At 70.8% G+C, this 17,519-nt stretch carries 16 protein-coding genes and 1 pseudogene; 5 read left to right on the top strand and 12 right to left on the bottom strand.

Annotated elements, in window-relative coordinates:
* Positions 1 to 22: 22 nt before the first annotated feature.
* The 8 genes and pseudogenes from RPX00_RS30490 to RPX00_RS30455 form a co-directional block, all read right to left on the bottom strand.
* On the bottom strand, positions 23 to 880 hold the full coding sequence (locus RPX00_RS30490; RefSeq protein ID WP_406630541.1) for a siderophore-interacting protein: 858 nt from the start codon (positions 878 to 880) through the stop codon (positions 23 to 25).
* Positions 877 to 1,119, bottom strand: a complete 243-nt coding sequence (locus RPX00_RS30485) for a phosphopantetheine-binding protein (protein ID WP_406630539.1) — start codon at positions 1,117 to 1,119, stop codon at positions 877 to 879. The genes RPX00_RS30490 and RPX00_RS30485 overlap by 4 nt, the downstream gene beginning before the upstream one ends.
* The gene (locus RPX00_RS30480) at positions 1,116 to 1,778 is read right to left on the bottom strand and encodes an isochorismatase family protein (RefSeq protein WP_406630537.1); all 663 of its coding nucleotides are present in this window, start codon (positions 1,776 to 1,778) and stop codon (positions 1,116 to 1,118) included. The genes RPX00_RS30485 and RPX00_RS30480 overlap by 4 nt, the downstream gene beginning before the upstream one ends.
* A gap of 3 nt (positions 1,779 to 1,781) precedes the next feature.
* Positions 1,782 to 3,380 (bottom strand): (2,3-dihydroxybenzoyl)adenylate synthase, encoded by a 1,599-nt coding sequence (locus RPX00_RS30475; RefSeq protein WP_406630535.1) that lies wholly within the window; start codon positions 3,378 to 3,380, stop codon positions 1,782 to 1,784.
* Between the two features lie 232 nt (positions 3,381 to 3,612).
* A complete protein-coding gene (locus RPX00_RS30470) occupies positions 3,613 to 4,890 on the bottom strand; it encodes an isochorismate synthase (RefSeq protein WP_406630533.1) in 1,278 nt (425 codons plus the stop codon).
* Positions 4,891 to 5,043: 153 nt separating this feature from the next.
* Positions 5,044 to 5,838, bottom strand: a complete 795-nt coding sequence (locus RPX00_RS30465) for a 2,3-dihydro-2,3-dihydroxybenzoate dehydrogenase (RefSeq protein WP_406643142.1) — start codon at positions 5,836 to 5,838, stop codon at positions 5,044 to 5,046.
* Positions 5,839 to 6,093: 255 nt separating this feature from the next.
* Positions 6,094 to 6,240: pseudogene (locus RPX00_RS30460) on the bottom strand (SDR family NAD(P)-dependent oxidoreductase); the annotation flags it as partial.
* 90 nt (positions 6,241 to 6,330) lie between these two features.
* Positions 6,331 to 8,568, bottom strand: coding sequence for a heavy metal translocating P-type ATPase (locus RPX00_RS30455; protein WP_406630531.1), 2,238 nt, complete (start codon positions 8,566 to 8,568; stop codon positions 6,331 to 6,333).
* Between the two features lie 188 nt (positions 8,569 to 8,756).
* On the opposite strand from RPX00_RS30455, the gene RPX00_RS30450 reads away from it, so the two are divergent.
* Positions 8,757 to 8,990: a hypothetical protein gene (locus RPX00_RS30450; protein ID WP_406630529.1), complete on the top strand. Its 234-nt coding sequence runs from the start codon at positions 8,757 to 8,759 to the stop codon at positions 8,988 to 8,990.
* Between the two features lie 93 nt (positions 8,991 to 9,083).
* Here RPX00_RS30450 and RPX00_RS30445 read toward each other — a convergent pair whose 3' ends face one another.
* Together RPX00_RS30445 and sigC are read right to left on the bottom strand one after the other, a co-directional pair.
* On the bottom strand, positions 9,084 to 11,024 hold the full coding sequence (locus tag RPX00_RS30445) for a cytochrome c oxidase assembly protein (protein WP_406630527.1): 1,941 nt from the start codon (positions 11,022 to 11,024) through the stop codon (positions 9,084 to 9,086).
* 678 nt (positions 11,025 to 11,702) lie between these two features.
* Positions 11,703 to 12,272 (bottom strand): RNA polymerase sigma factor SigC, encoded by a 570-nt coding sequence (sigC, locus tag RPX00_RS30440; RefSeq protein ID WP_406630525.1) that lies wholly within the window; start codon positions 12,270 to 12,272, stop codon positions 11,703 to 11,705.
* Positions 12,273 to 12,372: 100 nt separating this feature from the next.
* Between sigC and RPX00_RS30435 the strand changes: the two genes are divergently transcribed.
* Positions 12,373 to 13,110 carry a zf-HC2 domain-containing protein gene (locus RPX00_RS30435; RefSeq protein WP_406630523.1) on the top strand — a complete coding sequence of 246 codons (738 nt, stop codon included), beginning with the start codon at positions 12,373 to 12,375 and terminating at the stop codon, positions 13,108 to 13,110.
* Positions 13,111 to 13,855: 745 nt separating this feature from the next.
* Here RPX00_RS30435 and RPX00_RS30430 read toward each other — a convergent pair.
* Positions 13,856 to 14,464 (bottom strand): DUF5134 domain-containing protein, encoded by a 609-nt coding sequence (locus RPX00_RS30430; RefSeq protein ID WP_406630521.1) that lies wholly within the window; start codon positions 14,462 to 14,464, stop codon positions 13,856 to 13,858.
* A complete protein-coding gene (locus RPX00_RS30425; RefSeq protein WP_406630519.1) occupies positions 14,461 to 15,768 on the bottom strand; it encodes a PepSY-associated TM helix domain-containing protein in 1,308 nt (435 codons plus the stop codon). The genes RPX00_RS30430 and RPX00_RS30425 overlap by 4 nt, the downstream gene beginning before the upstream one ends.
* 190 nt (positions 15,769 to 15,958) lie before the next feature.
* On the opposite strand from RPX00_RS30425, the gene mftA reads away from it, so the two are divergent.
* The 3 genes from mftA to mftC are packed head-to-tail and all read left to right on the top strand — an operon-like array spanning position 15,959 to position 17,518.
* Complete coding sequence (gene mftA / locus RPX00_RS30420; protein ID WP_406630518.1) at positions 15,959 to 16,063, top strand: mycofactocin precursor MftA; 105 nt, start codon at positions 15,959 to 15,961, stop codon at positions 16,061 to 16,063.
* Positions 16,053 to 16,346 (top strand): mycofactocin biosynthesis chaperone MftB, encoded by a 294-nt coding sequence (gene mftB, locus RPX00_RS30415; RefSeq protein ID WP_354743320.1) that lies wholly within the window; start codon positions 16,053 to 16,055, stop codon positions 16,344 to 16,346. Before mftA ends, mftB begins: the two co-directional genes overlap by 11 nt.
* Positions 16,346 to 17,518: a mycofactocin radical SAM maturase gene (gene mftC / locus RPX00_RS30410; protein WP_406630515.1), complete on the top strand. Its 1,173-nt coding sequence runs from the start codon at positions 16,346 to 16,348 to the stop codon at positions 17,516 to 17,518. The genes mftB and mftC overlap by 1 nt, the downstream gene beginning before the upstream one ends.
* Position 17,519: the final 1 nt, after the last annotated feature.

Genomic DNA, 17,519 nt, shown 5'->3' with positions numbered 1-17,519 from the left:
TGTTTCTTGCTGTTCTGACGGATCAGTGGTCGTGCTCGTCGTCGAAGTCCGCGACGCCGCGTTTCCAGTAGCCGGTCACGTCGCAGTCCTCGCGAGCGAGCCCGAGGTCGTCGCGCAGCCACCGGCGCAGCGGCTTGATCGCGCCCGCCTCCCCGGCGATCCACGCGTAAAGCCGTTCGCCTTCGGGCACTTTGACTTGGCGCACGGCGTCGGCGAGAAGCTCGACGCTGCCAGGCGGATTGCCGGGGCCTCGGTGCAGCCAGCGGACTTCGACGCCGTCCGGAGCGTCGAGGTCGATCTCCTCGCTCGCGTCGGCGACCTCGGCGAACGCCCAGCCGACCGCGGTCCGCGGCAGTTCCTCCAGCCAGCGCGCGAGCGCGGGCAACGCGGTGATGTCGCCGGCGAGCAGGTAACGGTCGTAGTTATGCGGCACGATCAGCCCGCCCGGCGGACCCGCGACGTGCACGGCCTCGCCCGGCTGAACCGCGCGCGCCCAGTCCGAGCCGAGGCCGCCGTCGTGCAGTGCGACGTCGAGGTCCAGCTCGCCGGACGCCGGGTCGTAGCGGCGGACGGTGTACTCGCGCGAGACCGGCGAAGGCTTCGGCCAGCGGAGCATGTCGCCGTTCGGCTCGGGAAGCCGCAGCTGGCCGTCCGCGTCCGGGAAGAGGATCTTCACGTGCTCGTCCGGCGAATGCGCCTCGAACCCGGCCGTGCCCGGCCCGCCGAGGGTGACGCGCAGCAGCCCGGCGCCGACCGCGCTGGTCCGCACGACCTCCGCGCGCCGGATCCGGATGGGGTACGGCACTTTCTCGGCCTGGCGGCCCGCGCGGACCTCCGCGATCCGCGCGGTGTGCCGATGCCGGTGGGTGTCCCGGCTCATTGCGCGCCGCCGGCGAGCAGCTTCGTCCAGTGCCCGAGGCGCGGGTCCTCGGCGAGGTCGGCGAACTCCAGCTGCGCCGCGCCCGCGCCGCGCCACTTCTCGACCAGGCTCATGATCCGCATCGAATCGAGGCCGAGGTCGGCGAGATCGGTGTCCGGGGTCAGCTCGTCGACGCCGCAGCCGAGCAGTTCGGCGACGTCGGCGTTGACCTGGTCGGCGGTCAGTCCGGGGGTGCTCATCGAGGTGCTCCTGCGGGAATCGGCGCCGACAGCGCGGCGAGCGCGTCGGCGGTGGTGGTGACGACGCCGCAGCGTTGCGCGACGTACTCGCACGCCTGGTCGTGCCGGGAGCGGTCGAAGTCCGCGACCGCGTCGCTGATCAGGAACGGCCGGACGTCGCGCATGAACGCCTCGACCGCCGTCGCCTGGCAGCCGATGTGCGCGTAGACGCCGGTGATCAGCAGCTGGTCGCGGTCGCCGAGCTGCTCGCGGAACGTGCTGCGCTGGAAGGCGCTGTACCGCCATTTCTCCAGCACCGTGTCGCCCGGCCGCGGGGCCAGCTCGTCGACGATGTCCGCGGCGCGCGGGTCGTCGTCGATCACCGCGCCGATGCCGTCGCCCCAGAACTCGGTGAGCAGCCCCCGATCGGCGGCGGGCTGCTTGCCCGGCTGGGCGGTGTAGAAGACCGGAACGCCGCTGTTGCGCGCCTTCGCCGCCAGCTCCGCGATGTTCGCCACCATCTCCGGAATCGGCGAACCCTCGTACGGAGCAAGGAAATACCGCTGGACATCGTGCACGAGCAGAGCCGCCCGTGCCGGATCAGGCCGCCAGTCGACCCGGCCCTCGGGCAGGTCCGCCGCCGTCGGCAGCGGATACGCCCGGATCTTCGGCAGGGACACGCCTCACCTCTCCTTCGCCAGGGCGGCGAGCGCCGCCCGCAGTTCGCGTTTGCTGGTCTTGCCCACGCCGGTGACCGGGAACGCCCCGACCACCTCCACCAGATCCGGCACCTTGAACGCGGCCACCCCGCGCCCGCGCACGAACCGGCGCAGCTCCGCCGCGGTCGGCTGCTGCCCGTCCGCCGGAACGACATACGCGCAGGTCCGCTCGCCCAGGTACTCGTCGGGCACCGCGACGACGGCCGCGTCGAGCACGCCCGGATGCGCCATCAGGTGGTTCTCGACCTCTTCCGCCGCGACCTTCTCGCCGCCGCGGTTGATCTGCTCCTTCGCCCGCCCGACGACCTCGAGATGCCCGGATTCCCTCCGCCGCACCAGATCGCCGGTACGGTAAAAGCCGTCCTCGGTGAACGCGGTCTTGTTGTGCTCGGCGGCGTTGTAGTAACCGCGGATCGTGTACGGCCCGCGCGTGAGCAGCGCGCCGATTTCGCCCGGTGCTACGAGATCGTCCGACTTCGCCAGCGGATCGTCCGGATTCACCACGCGCACCTCGTCGTCCGGCGAAATCGGCCGTCCCTGGGTGCCGAGGACGAGGTCGTCGGAATCGTCCAGCCGGGTGTAGCAGACGAGTCCTTCGGCCATGCCGAACACCTGCTGCAGCCGGCACCCCAGCGCCGGGCCGATGCGTTCGGCGAGTTCCCGGCCGCACTTCGCCCCGCCGACCAGCAGAACGTCCAAAGAGGACAGATCCCGCCCGGTCCGCGCCGCCGCCTGCACCCAGGCCGCGGCGAGCGGCGGAACCACCCCGCTGATCGTGACCCCTTCGGCCTCGATCAGCCGGAACGCGGTGTCCGCGTCCGGCCGCGGCGCCATCACCGTGGCCGCGCCCGCGTGCAGCGCCCCGAGCATCCCCGGCGAGCTGAGCGGAAAGTTGTGCGCGACGGGCAACGCCGCGAGGTAAACGCTTTCCTTCCGCAGCCCGCAAATCCGCGCGCTTTCCCGGACGCTGTAGAGATAATCGTCGTGAGTACGCGGAATCAGCTTCGGCAGCCCCGTGCTTCCGCCGGAAAGCTGCAGAAACGCCATCCCCTCCGAATCCGGCTCGGGCAACTCCCGCGGCTCCGCGGCCGTCAGCTCCGCGAACTCCGGCTCCCCCACGACGAGGACCTTCCGGTGCTGGGCAACCTCACGCGCCATCTTCGCGTGATCATGCCCCGCGTGCTCCCCGACGGTGACGATCGCTTTCGCTTCGCTCTGCTCGGCGAAATGCCGCAACTCACTGTCCCGATGCGCGGGCAACGCGAACACCGGCACCGCACCGGCCCGCCACAACCCGAAAACGACGGACGCGAACTCCGGAATATTCGGCAACTGCACGACGACCCGGTCGCCCCTGGCGATCCCGCCCGCGGCAAACCCCGCCGCCAGCCGATGCGCCCGCTCGTCCAGCTCCGCGAACGTCCACCGCTCTTGCTCGCCGACCACCGCCGTCCGGTCCGCGTAGGCGTCCTTGAGCGACGTCAGCAGTGCGCCGAACGTCTGCCCGCGCCAGTATCCGCTGGCCCGATACCTCGCTGCGGTCTCCTCCGGCCACCCGCTCACGCGACACCCTCCACCCCGAACGCCCGCCCACGCCAACATTCACTCGCCCGGATCTCCCCCGGCCACCCCTTCACACCCAGCAACGCCCCGAATGTCCGCCCGCGCCAATACCCGCTCGCCCGATACCTCGCCGCGGTCTCCTCCGGCTGCCTCTTCACACCCAACGGTGCCCCGAACGTCCGCCGGCTCCCGCCGACCCGACACCTCGCCGCGGCTTCCGCCGGCCACCCCTTCACGCGACACCCTCCGCACCCAGCGCGCGCAGCAGCGTCCCGAACTTCGCGCTGGTCTCCGCCAATTCCGCCGCCGGATCCGACCCCGCGACCACCCCCGCCCCCGCGAACAGCCGCGCGGTCCGTCCGGAAACCTCGGCGCACCGGATCGTGACCACCCATTCGCCGTCGCCCGCGAGATCGGTCCAGCCGACCAGCCCCGCGTAATACCCGCGGTCCTCGGGCTCCAGCTGCGCAATCGTGTCGCGCGCCAGCCCGACCGGCACCCCGCACACCGCGGGCGTCGGATGCAACGCTTCGGCCAGCTCCAACGACGACGGCCCGCCCGGCCCGACCCGCCCGGTGATCCGGGTCGACAGGTGCCACATCGTCGGCGTACCAATCACGTCCGGCTGCTCCGGAACGTCCAGTTCGGTGCAGTAGCGCCCCAGCACCTCGGCCACCTGCGCGGCGACGAGGGCGTGCTCGTTAAGGTCCTTTTCGGACACTCGCAGCTCCGCAATCGCTTGCGCGTCCCGCGCCGGTTCCCCCGTCCGCCGCCGCGACCCGGCGAGCGGATTCGCCGTCACCACATCGCCCTTGCGCGAAACCAGCAATTCCGGACTGGCCCCGACCAGCGTCCGCGGAGCCGGATCCCCCGGCTCGCTGACGTCAACGGCGAAGGCGTGCGCCGCCGGATCCGCCAGGACGAGGTCGCTGAGCAACTGCTGGACGGAAACGCCTTGCTCCCCAACAAGATCCAGCGCCCGCGCGAGGACGACCTTGCGAAGTTCCCCGTCGGCAATGAGATCGACCGCTCGACGGACACTTTCGGCGTACACCTCAGGAGCCGGCCGCGGCACGACAGTCCAGGACGTTCGGTTGTCGGTACCGCCAGCTCTTCGGGACTCGGCCCCGCCTTTCGCGGAATCGACACTGTCTCGCTCAGCGGTACCCGCGGTCGCACGACCACCCGCGTCGAGACCTGCCGCCAACGCGTCCGGCGCACCGGCCCGGCGCACCACCGCGGGCACGATCAGGCTGCTCCCGGAATCCGGCCGGAACCCGATAGCTCCCACGACGACCGGATTCTCGACCCCCGCCAGCACCGCGGCTTCGAGCGCCTCGGCAGCCGCCGCGGCGCGGTTCCCGGTCGCGCCGCGGACGTGCGAGTGCACCCCGTCGGCGAGCAGCACCCCTCGGGCCGACGAGTAGTAGAACGACCCTGGCAGGTACGCGGCCAGGAGATCCGCCGCCCGATGGACCGGCCGCGGACGGGCCGGAGCAGGTGAGGACACGAGGTGAATTCCCTTTCGCACACGCGCAGGCGGCCGAGCCGCCCCGTCCGTCCCTTGCGCAAGGCACGGATGTTTGACTGTTCGGTTAGCCTAACCTAATGGACACTAACGTACCCGGACGAAAAGGAAAAGCCGCCCGGCGGGTCAACCCGGTCACGCACGGAGCGTGGCGCCGCCGTCGACGTAGAGGTTCTGCATGGTGATGTGCCGGGCCCGGTCGGACGCGAGGAAAAGCACCGCATCCGCGATATCCGCCGGATCGGCGATCCGCCCGAGCGGAATCCCGACGCGGAATTCCTCCGGATTTCCGGCAATCACGCGCGCTTCGCCGGAATCGTCCGTCCACAAGAGACGTTGCATGTCGGTGTCGGTGGACCCCGGCGAGACGATGTTGCACCGGATCCCCGACCCGGCAAGCTCCAGCCCGAGACACCGCGTGAGCATGGTCGCCGCGGCCTTCGAAGCGGCATAAGCGGCCATCCCGGTGCGCGGGACGCCGGCCGCGTTCGACCCGACCGTCACGAGCGCCCCGCTCCCCCGGGGCTGCATCCGCCGCGAAATCTCGCGCAGCACGGTGAACACCCCGGTCGAGTTGACCGCGAACGTCGCCGCCCAGTCCTCGTCACTGGTCTCGCCCACCGTCCCGGGCCGCAACACCCCCGCGACGGACACCCCGATCCCGATCGGTCCCAGCTCACGCTCGACGTCCGCTACGACTCGCGCGACCGCACCTGGATCCCCGACGTCAGCCACGAACGGCACGACCCGCCCGGCGCTGACTGGCCGCTCGACGTCGGCTGACCGCCCGGCGCTGACTGGCCGCTCGACGTCGGCTGACCGCCCGGCGCTGGCTGACTGCTCGACGTTGGCACGACGCCGCGCTTCCTCCGTTGCGCCACCACTGCCCGCGATCGCGTCCACCAGGCGCGCAGCATCGTCTCCCGCGATCGCGTCCACCGGGCGCGGGGCATCGCCTCCCGCGAACACCTCCGCTGGCGCATCGACCGCAGACCGCCGCTCGGCCTCACCGCGTGCTGCGATTGGCGCACTCCCCGAAGGTCCCGCACCATCACGCCCCGCCGAGACGTCCACGCCCGCAGAACCCCGCGCGACATCGCCACCCGCCCCGCGGCCCGACCCGGCCCCGGCATCCCGCTCATCCGCTCCAACCGGCCCCGCCCCGAAGTCCCGCGCGGCGACCGTCCGCAACCCCTCCTCGTCGATGTCCACCGCGGCCACCACGGCACCGGCCCGGGCGAGCGCCTCCACGACCGCCGCCCCGATGCCGCGCGCACCGCCGGTGACCAGCGCGACCCGCCCCTCGATCCCGGCTTCCGCGTCCCGCGTCACCGCGCACCTCGCCTCCGTCACCCGATCTGATTAGGCAAACCTAACCTCATAAGGCGACCGTCGGCCAGGGTGATCCCGCCCACCTCCCGTTCAGCGGCCCGGCGCGAAGTTCCGCAGCCGCAAGCTGTTGGCCACCACCAGCACCGACGACAGCGACATCGCAGCCCCCGCGATCAGCGGGTTCAGCAATCCGCACGCGGCGAGCGGCAGCGCGGCCACGTTGTACCCGAACGCCCAGACGAGGTTGCCGCGAATCGTGCGCAACGTCCGCTGCGCGAGGCGGATCGCGTCCGGCAGCACCGACAGGTCGTCGCGGACCAGGATGATGTCGGCCGAGCGCAAGGCGAGATCGGTTCCCTCGGCAACAGCGAGGCCGAGATCAGCGGTCGCCAGCGCGGGAGCATCGTTCACTCCGTCGCCGACCATCGCGACCCGATGCCCCTTGCGCTGCAACGCGGACACCGCCGCTGCCTTCTCGCTCGGCAACACCCCGGCGAGCACCTCGGCAATCCCCACCTCCGCGGCGACTGCCTTGGCCGTCACCTCGTTGTCGCCCGTCAACAGCACCGTTTTCAATCCCAGCCGATGCAGTTGCGCGACCGCCGCCCGAGCCGAAGGCTTCACCTCGTCCCGCACGACGAGCATGCCCGCGACCTCGCCTCCCTTCGACACGAGCACCACCGTCGCCCCGTCTGCCTCCGCCGACGCCACCGCAGCTTCGACCTCCGGCCCGACCGAAACCCCTTCGTCAACCAGCAATCGCGGCCGCCCGACCACCACGGCCGCACCTTCGACCAAGCCGCGCGCGCCCAGCCCCGGCAAGGCCTGGAACTCCGCGGCCTCCGGCAGGACTTCCGGCCCACCAGCGACAATCGCTGCGGCAATCGGGTGTTCTGACGACGCTTCCACCGCAGCCGCAAGACGAAGCACTTCCGTCGGTGAGAACGAGCGGAAGGCCCGCGTGTCAGCGAGGGTCATCCGTCCCTGAGTCACCGTGCCGGTCTTGTCCAGCACGACGGTGTCGACCGTACGGCTCGCCTCGAGCGCGTCCGGCCCCTTCACCAGAATCCCGAGCTGCGCGCCACGCCCGACGCCGACCATCAACGCCGTCGGCGTCGCGAGCCCCAGCGCACACGGGCACGCGATGATCAGCACGGACACCGCCGCGCCGAACGCGTCCCGCACCGGGTTCCCGGCGAGCAACCATCCGGCCAGCGTGAGCACCGCCAACGCCGAGACCACCGGGACGAACACCGCGCACACCCGGTCGGCCAGCCGCTGCACCGCGGCCTTCCGTTCCTGCGCCCGCTCGGCCAGCGCGCTCATCTGCGCCAGCTGTGAACGCGCCCCGACCGCCTCCGCGCGCACCACCAGCCTGCCGTTCAGGTTGATGCTCCCGCCGATCACCCGGTCGCCCGGCCCGATCTCCGCCGGAACCGGTTCTCCGGTGATGGCACTGACGTCCACCGCGGACAGTCCACTGTCGACAGTCCCGTCCGCGGCGACCTTCTCGCCCGGCCGCACCACGAACCGGTCGCCGACCACCAGCTCGCCGATGCCGACCAGCACCTCGCCGTCCGCGCGCAGGATCCGTACGTCCTTCGCCGCCAGCGCGTCGAGCGCGCCGAGCAGATCCGCCGCGCCGCGCCGGGACCGTGCCTCGAAGTACCTCCCGGCGAGCAGGAACGTCGTCACTCCGGCCGCGACGTCGAGATACACCGAATCCGCGCCCGGCGCGGTGGCGCCGAACCCGATCCAGTAACCCGCCTCGCTGCCCGAGCCGATCAGCACCGAAGCCGCCGACCATAGGTAAGACGCCAGCACGCCCAAAGAAACGAGAGTGTCCATACTGGACGATCGGTGCCGCAGATTGCGCAGCGCGGCACGATGGAACGGGGCCGCCGACCAGAACACGACCGGCGTCGCGAGCAGCAAGCACACCAGCTCCCACAACGGAAATCGCAAGGACGGCACGAGTGCGAGCGTGATCGACAGGTTGCCCAGCGGGACCGCGAGCACAGCGGCCACGATCAGCCTGCGGCGCAGATCGCGTACGCGGGCGTCGCGGTTTTCCGGGCTCGTTTCGCCGCGGACGGTCGCGGTGTAGCCCGCCCGCTCGATCGTCGCGACGAGCACGGCGGGATCGAGGTCGGGCGGATAGTGGACGCTCGCGCGTTCGGTCGCGTAGTTCACTGTGGCGCGGACGCCGTCGAGCTTGCCGAGGGAACGCTCGACGCGCGCCGCGCAAGCGGCACAGGTCATCCCGCCGACGGCGAGATCGAGGTGACGGTTCGGGGTCGCCGCGGGGGCGGCGGTCTGCGTGGACATGATTCTCCGGATTCCAGGACGGGCACTAGGCGGTGGCAGTGCCGGCACCGGGAAGGCGGACTGCTTTCCATCGTACGCCTGGTTTTCCGCCGTTACACCTTCGGGTGACTCGGGAACCTTTTGGCCCGCTGCGACGACTATCCGGATGGTGGCAGTGCCCGGCCCGACCCGATCAGACAGGAGAGACCATGACCAAATCCCTTGCCGCGACAGGAGATATGCAGCACGTGACCACGTTCTGCGGCAACTGCGACTGCGGCTGCCCCGAGCTGTTCGTCGACAACGAGGCCCCGCCGGAACGCCGCGTCGTGCTGACCGACGACTTCGGTCAGCTGGTGCAGATGAGCGTGGCACAGCTGAAGGTTCTCGTCGCGGACGTGAAGTCCGGAGCCTTGGACGAGGTGGTGACCGCCGTGGGTTAGCGACGGAATCGGCTCAGCACAACGAGATCGCTGTCGCTGAGCCGCTTTCAGCGCGTGCTCCCGCCTGATTCTTGGCCAGAGGGCAGACCGCGGCTACTGCCTTCTGGCGGCCAAGGTGGCGAGCATCGCGTTGTAGGCGGCGAAATCGTCGTCCTCGCCTTGGTCGAAGCGACGGTCCAGGCGAGCGGCTTCGCGGTCGTCGTGGCGGCTCCACTGCACCAGCAGCGCCACGACGACCACGATCATCGGGATTTCGCCGGCAGCCCAAGCGATTCCGCCGCCGAGGCGCTGGTCGGAAAGGAGGTCAGACATCCACGGCAGCGACAGGTTGCGGTAGAACGTTTCGGCGATCACCGTCTGCTTGTTCATGAGGATCACGCCGAAGAACGCGTGGAACGGCATCACCGCGAACATCATGCCGAGCCGCGCGAGATGCGGCATCGAACGCGGCGGGCGGTCGACGCCGATCACCAGCCAGAAGAAAACGTAGCCGGACACGAGGAAATGGAGGTTCATGAGCTGGTGTGCCCAGTGGTAGCGCATCGCCTCGCCGAACAGGCCGGAAAAGTACAGCGCGTAGTACGAGCCGACGAACACCACTGAAGCCACCAGTGGGTGGGCGACCAGCCTGGTGAACCGCGAGTGCAGCAGCGCCACCAGCCATTCGCGCGGGCCGTCCGGTCCCTTGCCCGCCACGGGCAAGGCGCGCAGCGCGAGGGTCACCGGGCCGCCGAGCACGAGGAGCACCGGGGCGAGCATGGCCAGCGTCATATGGATGACCATGTGCAGGCTGAAGGTTCCGGACGAGTACTTGCCGAGGCCGGACGACGTCGCGATCAGCACCGTCGCCCAGCCGCAAGTCCACGCCCAGAACCGGCCGCGCGGCCAGCCGTCGCCGCGTTTGCGGAGGCGGCGCGCCGCGACCGCGTAGGCCGCCACGGCGAGCACTGCCACGACACCGAGCAGCAAGTCCGGACGCCAATCCAGGAAAAGCCGGGCGAACGTCGGCGGATCAGGCAGGTCGTAGCCGAGCACGGTCTCGCCGACGGTCGCCGGATCGTTCACGAACGCCGGCGGCACGAGGTGCGCCAACCCGGCCGAGACGCCCATAGCCCCAGCCAGCACCACGACCTCCGCCACGAGAGCCGCAGTCCCGCCGCGCCACCGACGGCGGGTGACCGCGATCAGCGCCGCCAACACCGCTGTCAGCACGACCTTTACCCCGAGGAGCAAGCCATAGCCAGTAACTAATCCAGCCGGACGGGCCAAGGCGAGACCGTCGACTATCCCGGATGCAGCCAGCACGACGAGACAGCACGTCGCCAACCTGCGGTACCGGCGAAGTGCGACCTCGCGCGCCGTGCCCGCACCGCGGACGTGGAGCAGCAACGCGACCAGGGTCCCGGTCCACAGCGCGGCGGCGATCACGTGCCACACCAACGCATTCGTGGCCAGGTCGTGCCACGCGCCGATGGAGACGTGACCGCTGATCGCGCGCGGCAGCAACCCGACGACGGCGAGCCCCAGCCAGAACACCGTGGTCCGCCAGGTCAACGTGCGCCACACGCCGATCGCCACGACTGTCGCCACCGCCAGGACGCAAAGCCACGCCTTGGGTTCCTCCATGGCGTCGACGAGGACGGCGAGGTTTGCCAGGTGCAACGCCTCGGAAACCGGCCGCCCGGACGCGTCGGCGGCGTCGAACGGCACGAGCACCGCGGCGGCGAGCGTCCAGACGACCGCGGCACCCGCCGCGGTGCGGGTCGCCGCGTACCCGTCCGGCGAAAGCCGGCCCGATTCACCCGGCGGGCTCAGAAAAGCCGCGAACGCGAGCGCGCCGACGCAGACCACCCCCGCCGCGTCGGCGATCAACCGGAGCAAGGAGGCGCCAACGGACGTCAACGGACCCGGAGCCGGGTTGCCGAGAGCGGCGTAGACGTCGCCGGCCGCGGCGACCACCGCCACCACGGCCACCGCGGCAATACCCGCCGCGGCAAGCAAAGCGCGCCGGTGCGGGGTCGGAATAGTGCGCACAGGAGAATGGTCGGGAGGAGATCGCCGCGAGTTCCCGCGATCTGGATCACGGCGGGGATCCAGTACCGGGCGCGTCGGACTCCGGGACTGGTCGGTCGCCGGGCGGGGTCGGGCACTCCGGGCGCGCGGTCGAAATCCGGCACCGGGCACACGGTCGGCTCCAACGCCCGGTGCTCACCGGGCGTTCGGATACCGGCACCGGGCGGGCACGAGGCGAAGTCGAACACTGGCAGTCGAGCACTGGCACCGGACGAGGCCGGCCACAGGCACCGTCGAGCACCGGGTGGGGTCGAGCGCCGGGCAGCGGAGGTGTTCCCGGCATGAGCACCTGCTTTGTCACGGGCGCGACAGGCTTCCGCGGGAAGCGCCTGGTCGCTCGGGTTGCTCACGCGGCGGAACACGACCGCCGTCCGCGTGCTCGTCCGCATCACCTCGCGCGACCGCCGCGCTCGCACAGGACCGGCCGAGCCGACCGCCTGGTCCCCGCCGTCGGCGATCTCACCGAACCCAGGCTCCGGGCGAAATGTGGAAACGAGGGACTGGGCAATCCGCCTGGCCGTCGGAGGTTCATGCGTCCGCCTGGCAACCAGACAAAGCCAGAAAGCCAGATAGTCCGCCTGGCTGCCGAACGAGCCCGCTCACCGAGAGCTGTGCTCCAGCACAGGAGAACAACCCGCGTCACATCGCGGTGTCGTTCTCCTCCTGGGCGCGCAGCAAATCGTCGCGGGCGCGGGACACCCGGGAGCGCACGGTGCCGACCGGGCAGCCGCACACCTCGGCCGCTTCCGCGTACGACAGGCCCAGGAACTGGGTCAGCACCAGGGCTTCGCGGCGGTCCTCGTCCAGGGTGTCCAGCAGGAGGCCCAGTTCGATCAGGTCCTCGAAGCCCGCCGTGCGCGTCCGGGCCGATTGTTCTTCGGCCGCGCGTTGCCAGTCGGCCGTCGTGGATTCGCGGGGGCGGGCCGAACGGGCGCGGATGCGGTCGACGACCACGCGGCGAGCGATGGACAGCAGCCACGTCCGCGACGACGACCGGCCCGCGAACCTCGGCAGCGAGCCGAACGCGCGCAGGTACGTTTCCTGGGTGAGGTCGTCCGCGTCGGCCGGGCTGGTGCGGTGGGCCAGGAACCGCCACGCGTCGGCTTGGGTCGCGCGGACCCAGGCTTCCAGGGCGATCCGGTCGCCGCGGCCAGCGGCGAGGGCCAGCGCGGTGACCCGCTCGTCGTCGTTGTCGCGGCCGGTGGACACGGACCTCACGGTAGTCCATGCCGTTCCGGGACGGTTCCGTGACCAGTGCCCGGGAAAAACGCGGAGCCCGCCGGGAACCGAAGCGCGGGTCCGAGCGACTATGACAGACGTGAGCTGTGAAATCTTCCGCGAAGCGCTGTCCGCGCGACTCGACGGCGAAGCGGGTCCGCTGCCCGAATCGCAGGTCGACCAGCACCTGGAGACCTGCGCGTCGTGCCGGAGCTGGTACGAGCGGAGCGCGTCGCTGCGCCGTTCCCTGCTGGTCCGCAGCGCGCCCGCGGTGCCCGACCTCACCGACCGGATCCTCGCCGAAACCCCGGCTCCGCCCCGGGAAAAATGGGGGCTGCGGGTCGCGCTCGGGCTGATCGGGCTGGTCCAGTGCGGGCTCGCCTTCGCGCAACTGCTCGGCATGGACAACGCCCACGGCGGCGCGTTCATGGAAGGCCACCTCATCAACGAGAGCGCGGCCTGGAACCTCGCGGTCGGCGTCGGACTGCTGTGGGCCGCGCTGCGCACGCGCGCCGCGGCCGGGCAGCTGCCGATGATCACCGGATTTGTGATCGTCCTCGCGGTGCTCACGACCAGTGACCTGATCGGCGACCGGGTGACCGTCGCCCGGGTGCTGTCGCACGTCTTCCTCGTCGTCGGGCTGGTGCTGCTCTACGCGGTCCACCGGCAGCACCGGCTCCGCCACCGGCCAGGCCCGGACCTGGCCGACACCGCCGACGACCCGGACCAGACCTCCGTGACGGCCCACGGCGCACTCGCCCTGGTCCGCCCGCACCCGAAGCGCGGCCGCGATTCCCAGCGCCCGACCGGACGGCACCGCGCCGCCTGACTCCCGCCAAGCACGCTCACACAGCCGGACGCAGGAATGCCCGCCACGCTCGGCCGCCGCGACACCGCCGGACGAGGTGCGGTGGTGCGAACCTCACGCCCGTCCGGCGGGGTCCCCCGGCCAAGACGACCTCGCAGCCAAAGCGGCCCGCGCTGGGCAAATCCCGTGGCATCAGCGGAACCAGCCCACGACAACCGCAACCCGCACGGCTCGCCCGCCACCTGACTCCCGCCGAGCACGCTCACACAGCTAGCCGCATGAATGCCCGCCACGCTCGGCCACCGCAACACCGCCGGACGAGGCGCGGTTGCGAACCTCACGCCCGTCCGGCAGGGTCCCCCGGCGACGACCACGCAGCCAAAGCGGCCCGCGCGGACAACTCCCGTGGCGTCAGCGGAGCCAGCCCACGACGACGGCAACCCGCACAGCTCGCGCCCGGACGCCAGCGCGCAGCCCACCACGACCGAACCCGCACAGCTTGAAGCAAACCCCTGGCACGAGCGGGCACAGCCCACCACAGCGGCAACCCGCACAGCTCGCGCCCGGACACCAGCGCACGCAGCCCACCACGACCGAACCCGCACAGCTTGAGGCAAACCCCCGGCACCAGCCAACGCAGCCGCAACCCGCACACCTCAAGGCAAACCCCGCAGTACCGACTGAGGCAACCCGAGGCGGATCAGTCGCCACAGCTCGCCGAGACCTTGACGGCCCAAATCCAAGCCAAGCCCCCAACCCGACCCGCTCAGATCATCGCCACCGCCATCACCGCCATCCCCAAACTCATCACCCCTTCCATCGCCAGCCCAGCCTCCCGCCGCCCAGGACGGGCGACCGTCCGGGCATGGTCGATCGCCCGGGCCAGCCACACCAGCCCCGCCACCAGGAACACCACCGCCAGCGCGACCGCGACCACCACGACATGCACCGGTGCGTGCCCGGTCATCGTCATCCCCGCGTCGCCCATGTCCATTCCGGCGTGCTCGGCACCCATCGACGTCGCGGACATCGTCATGCCCGCCATCGCCGACGGCATCACGAACGCCATCCACGCCATCCCGGCCATCATCAGCGCGTGGTGGGCGCCCGGGAGACGTCCGTGTCCGAGTCCCAGCACGGCCGTCACCGCGAACCATCCGGCGGCGGCCGTGAACAGCACCACCTGGGGCATCCGGGCGAAAGTCATCGTCGCGGGCCACGCCATCGTCACCATTCCGGCGCACATCGCCGCGTGCAAGGCGTCCGCCACTCGGCCGCTCAGGCCGGGGCGCAGCGCGCATCGGTACAGGCAGAACACCCCGGCTGCCGCGAACAGCAGGGTGAGGATCCAGCGCAAACCGAGTCCGGTGATCATCGCGCGACCTCCCCGCGCAAGCCCAGCAGGCAGTCCACCGCCAGGAATCCCAGCAACGTCACCCCGAACACCGGCAGGAACCACGCCACTACCGCTACTCCCACCAGCACCGGAGCCAGCACTCGGCCGGGGATTCGACGCCAGGCTCCCCGCATCGGCAGGCGGCCGAAGCTCGCCCGTCCGCGCAGCCACCACATCCGGTATCCCCAGCCGACGACGCAGATCAACGCCACGCCGAGGACCGTCAGCGCGATCTGGTTGGCGACCCCGAACAGCAGCCCCATGTGCGCGTCGATCCCCCACCGGCTCAGTTTCGCGGCCAGCGGATAGTCGGCGAACCGCAGCGTTCCGGTGATCTGGCCGGTTCCGGGGTCGACCGACATCGAGTCCTGCCGGGACGGCCAGCTCCGGCCGATCTGCTGCACCACATAGCCGCCTTCGGACGGCGGCCGGATTTCCACTGGACCGGACAGTCCGGCCCGGGCCGTCGCGTCGCGCGCGGCTTGCCAGCCGACGTCGCCGGGAGTCCGCACCGAGGCCGAAACCGACGGGGTCGTCCAGTCCAAAGAGGACCGGAGGTCGGTGACGTTCGCGCCCGCGTGCAGCGACCAGGTCAACCCGGTGGCGGACAGGAACAACAGGCCTGCGGCGATCCACAGGCCCGCCGAACCGTGCCACGACCGCAGCCGGCGCCGTCCGGGCTTCCCGGCGGACGGCAGCAGCACGGCACGCAGGCGTCGGCGGCGGCCGAGCCACAACGCCAGTCCGGCCAGGGTGATCACCCACAGCCAGCTTGCCGCGAGTTCGCTGTAGAGGCGGCCGAAGTCGCCGAGATGGAGGTTGCGGTGCAGGTTGTCGATCCAGCCGCGGACCGGCAGCGCCTGCCCGGAACCGTAGGTCTCGAGGGCGCCGCGGACCTGGCCGTCGTGCGGGTTGACGAACACTGTGTACCGATAACTCGGTGCCAGGCCCGGACGGTCGAAGATCACCTGGGTGGTGTCGGTCGCTGACGGTGCCGGGCGGACGCCGATGACCTTCCCGTCCGGAACCTGACCGCGCGCGACCAGAACCTGCTGATCGAGCGGGACCGCGCCGGCCGCGGCCGGGACGTGCAGTTCCTGTGGGTAGACAGCCTGTTCCAGCTGCGGCGTCCACACGTACGCGATCCCGGTCAGCGCGGCGACCAGGAGGAAGGGTCCGACGAACACTCCGGCGTAGAAATGCAGCCGCAGCACGAGCGGGCGGAGCGCCGCCCACCCGGCCGCCGGTTCGGTACGTGGCACGTCGTCGATGCCGATGGCCATCCTGCTCCCTTCGCGTGGTCCGCCTCCTGAGGAGTCGGACCGGCCGGGCCATCGGTTCCCGGCCGCGCAGAACCCCCATTCGGGTGCCCCGCGAGAGCGAGCCATTGCTTCTGGCACTGGGTGACAGTATTCTCGCCGTCACATTCGACACCAGGTGTCAAATATCGCCGGACGAGACAAAGGAGTCACGATGAGCGAGACGACCGCCGCACCCGAGACGCAGCCCGAAGAGGTCGTAGCCGACGAGCTGCTCGTCGAAGAGGTCTCGATCGACGGAATGTGCGGTGTCTACTGACCGCGACGCCGCGGCGTTCGATCTGGACGGTGCTTGGGAACTGGACAGCCGGGTCTCCATCCGGCCGGAGCGGTTCGGCGCGCTGCTGTACCACTTCGGCACCCGCCGGCTGTCCTTTCTCAAGAGCCGCACCATGCTCGCCGCGGTGCAGGCGCTGACCGACCACCCCTCCGCCCGCGCGGCGTGCGCGCGGGCCGGGGTCGCGCAGGCGGAACTGCCCCGTTACCGCGCCGCCCTCGCCGCCCTCGCGGCGTCGGACATGATCCATCCGAGGAGCGTGTGATGTCGCTTGTGGACGAATTCCAGTTCGGGCTCGACGCGCCGATCTGCCTGACCTGGGAACTCACCTACGCCTGCAATCTTTCGTGCGTGCACTGCCTTTCCTCCTCCGGCCGCCGCGACCCGCGCGAGCTGAGCACGCAGGAGTGCAAGGCGCTGATCGACGAATTCGAGCGCATGCAGGTGTTCTACGTGAACATCGGCGGCGGCGAACCGACCGTCCGGCCCGATTTCTGGGAGCTGGTCGACTACGCGACCGAGCACCACGTCGGGGTCAAGTTCTCCACCAACGGCGTCAAGATCACCGAGGACGTCGCGAAACGGCTGGCCGGCAGCGACTACGTCGACGTCCAGATCTCCCTCGACGGCGCCACCGAGGAGGTCAACGACCACGTCCGCGGCCCCGGCTCCTACCGCACCGCGATCCGGGCGATGGAGCACCTCGCCGCCGCCGGGTTCGGGAACTTCAAGATTTCTGTCGTGGTGACCCGGCAGAATGCGGGGCAGCTCGACGACTTCAAAGCAATCGCCGACCGCTACGGCGCCCAGTTGCGGCTCACCCGGCTCCGCCCGTCCGGCCGCGGCGCGGACGTCTGGGACGAGCTGCACCCCACCGCGGCCCAGCAACGGGAACTGTACGACTGGCTGGTGAAACACGGCGAAAACGTGCTCACCGGCGATTCGTTCTTCCACCTCGCGGGCTACGGCGACGGCGGCCTGCCCGGGCTGAACCTGTGCGGCGCGGGCCGGGTGGTGTGCCTGGTCGACCCGGTCGGCGACGTTTACGCGTGCCCGTTCGCCATCCACGACACCTTCCTCGCCGGGAACATCCGCGGCGAGGGCGGATTCGCCGGCGTGTGGCGGGAATCCGCGCTGTTCGCCGAGCTGCGCAGCCCGCAGAGCGGCGGGGCCTGCACGTCGTGTTCGGCGTTCGACGCCTGCCGCGGCGGGTGCATGGCGGCGAAGTTCTTCACCGGGCTCCCGCTCGACGGCCCGGACCCGGAATGCGTGCGCGGCCACGGCGAACGCGCGCTGGCCGGAGTCGCCGCGGGCAGCGTGCCGAAACCGTCGCTGGACCACTCGCACCGCAAGGTGCCGGTCACCATCGGCATGCGCCGTCCGCCGGAACGGGCCTGCGACGAGAACCCGCTCGCCGGCTTCACTCCAGGCCGCTGAG

Origin of the sequence: Amycolatopsis sp. WGS_07, from assembly GCF_045278895.1 — a bacterium.
Taxonomy (GTDB): Bacteria; Actinomycetota; Actinomycetes; order Mycobacteriales; family Pseudonocardiaceae; genus Amycolatopsis.
Note: the sequence above shows the minus strand (reverse complement) of the source record. Positions and strands in the feature narration are given on the sequence as shown.

Coding starts and splice junctions, on each gene's coding strand:
- RPX00_RS30435 (WP_406630523.1), top strand. CDS start 12,373: ATGACAGACGTGAGCTGTGAAATCTTCCGCGAAGCGCTGTCCGCGCGA.
- RPX00_RS30450 (WP_406630529.1), top strand. CDS start 8,757: ATGACCAAATCCCTTGCCGCGACAGGAGATATGCAGCACGTGACCACG.
- RPX00_RS30455 (WP_406630531.1), bottom strand. CDS start 8,568: ATGTCCACGCAGACCGCCGCCCCCGCGGCGACCCCGAACCGTCACCTC.
- RPX00_RS30485 (WP_406630539.1), bottom strand. CDS start 1,119: ATGAGCACCCCCGGACTGACCGCCGACCAGGTCAACGCCGACGTCGCC.
- RPX00_RS30430 (WP_406630521.1), bottom strand. CDS start 14,464: ATGATCACCGGACTCGGTTTGCGCTGGATCCTCACCCTGCTGTTCGCG.
- RPX00_RS30425 (WP_406630519.1), bottom strand. CDS start 15,768: ATGGCCATCGGCATCGACGACGTGCCACGTACCGAACCGGCGGCCGGG.
- mftA (WP_406630518.1), top strand. CDS start 15,959: ATGAGCGAGACGACCGCCGCACCCGAGACGCAGCCCGAAGAGGTCGTA.
- RPX00_RS30490 (WP_406630541.1), bottom strand. CDS start 880: ATGAGCCGGGACACCCACCGGCATCGGCACACCGCGCGGATCGCGGAG.
- mftC (WP_406630515.1), top strand. CDS start 16,346: ATGTCGCTTGTGGACGAATTCCAGTTCGGGCTCGACGCGCCGATCTGC.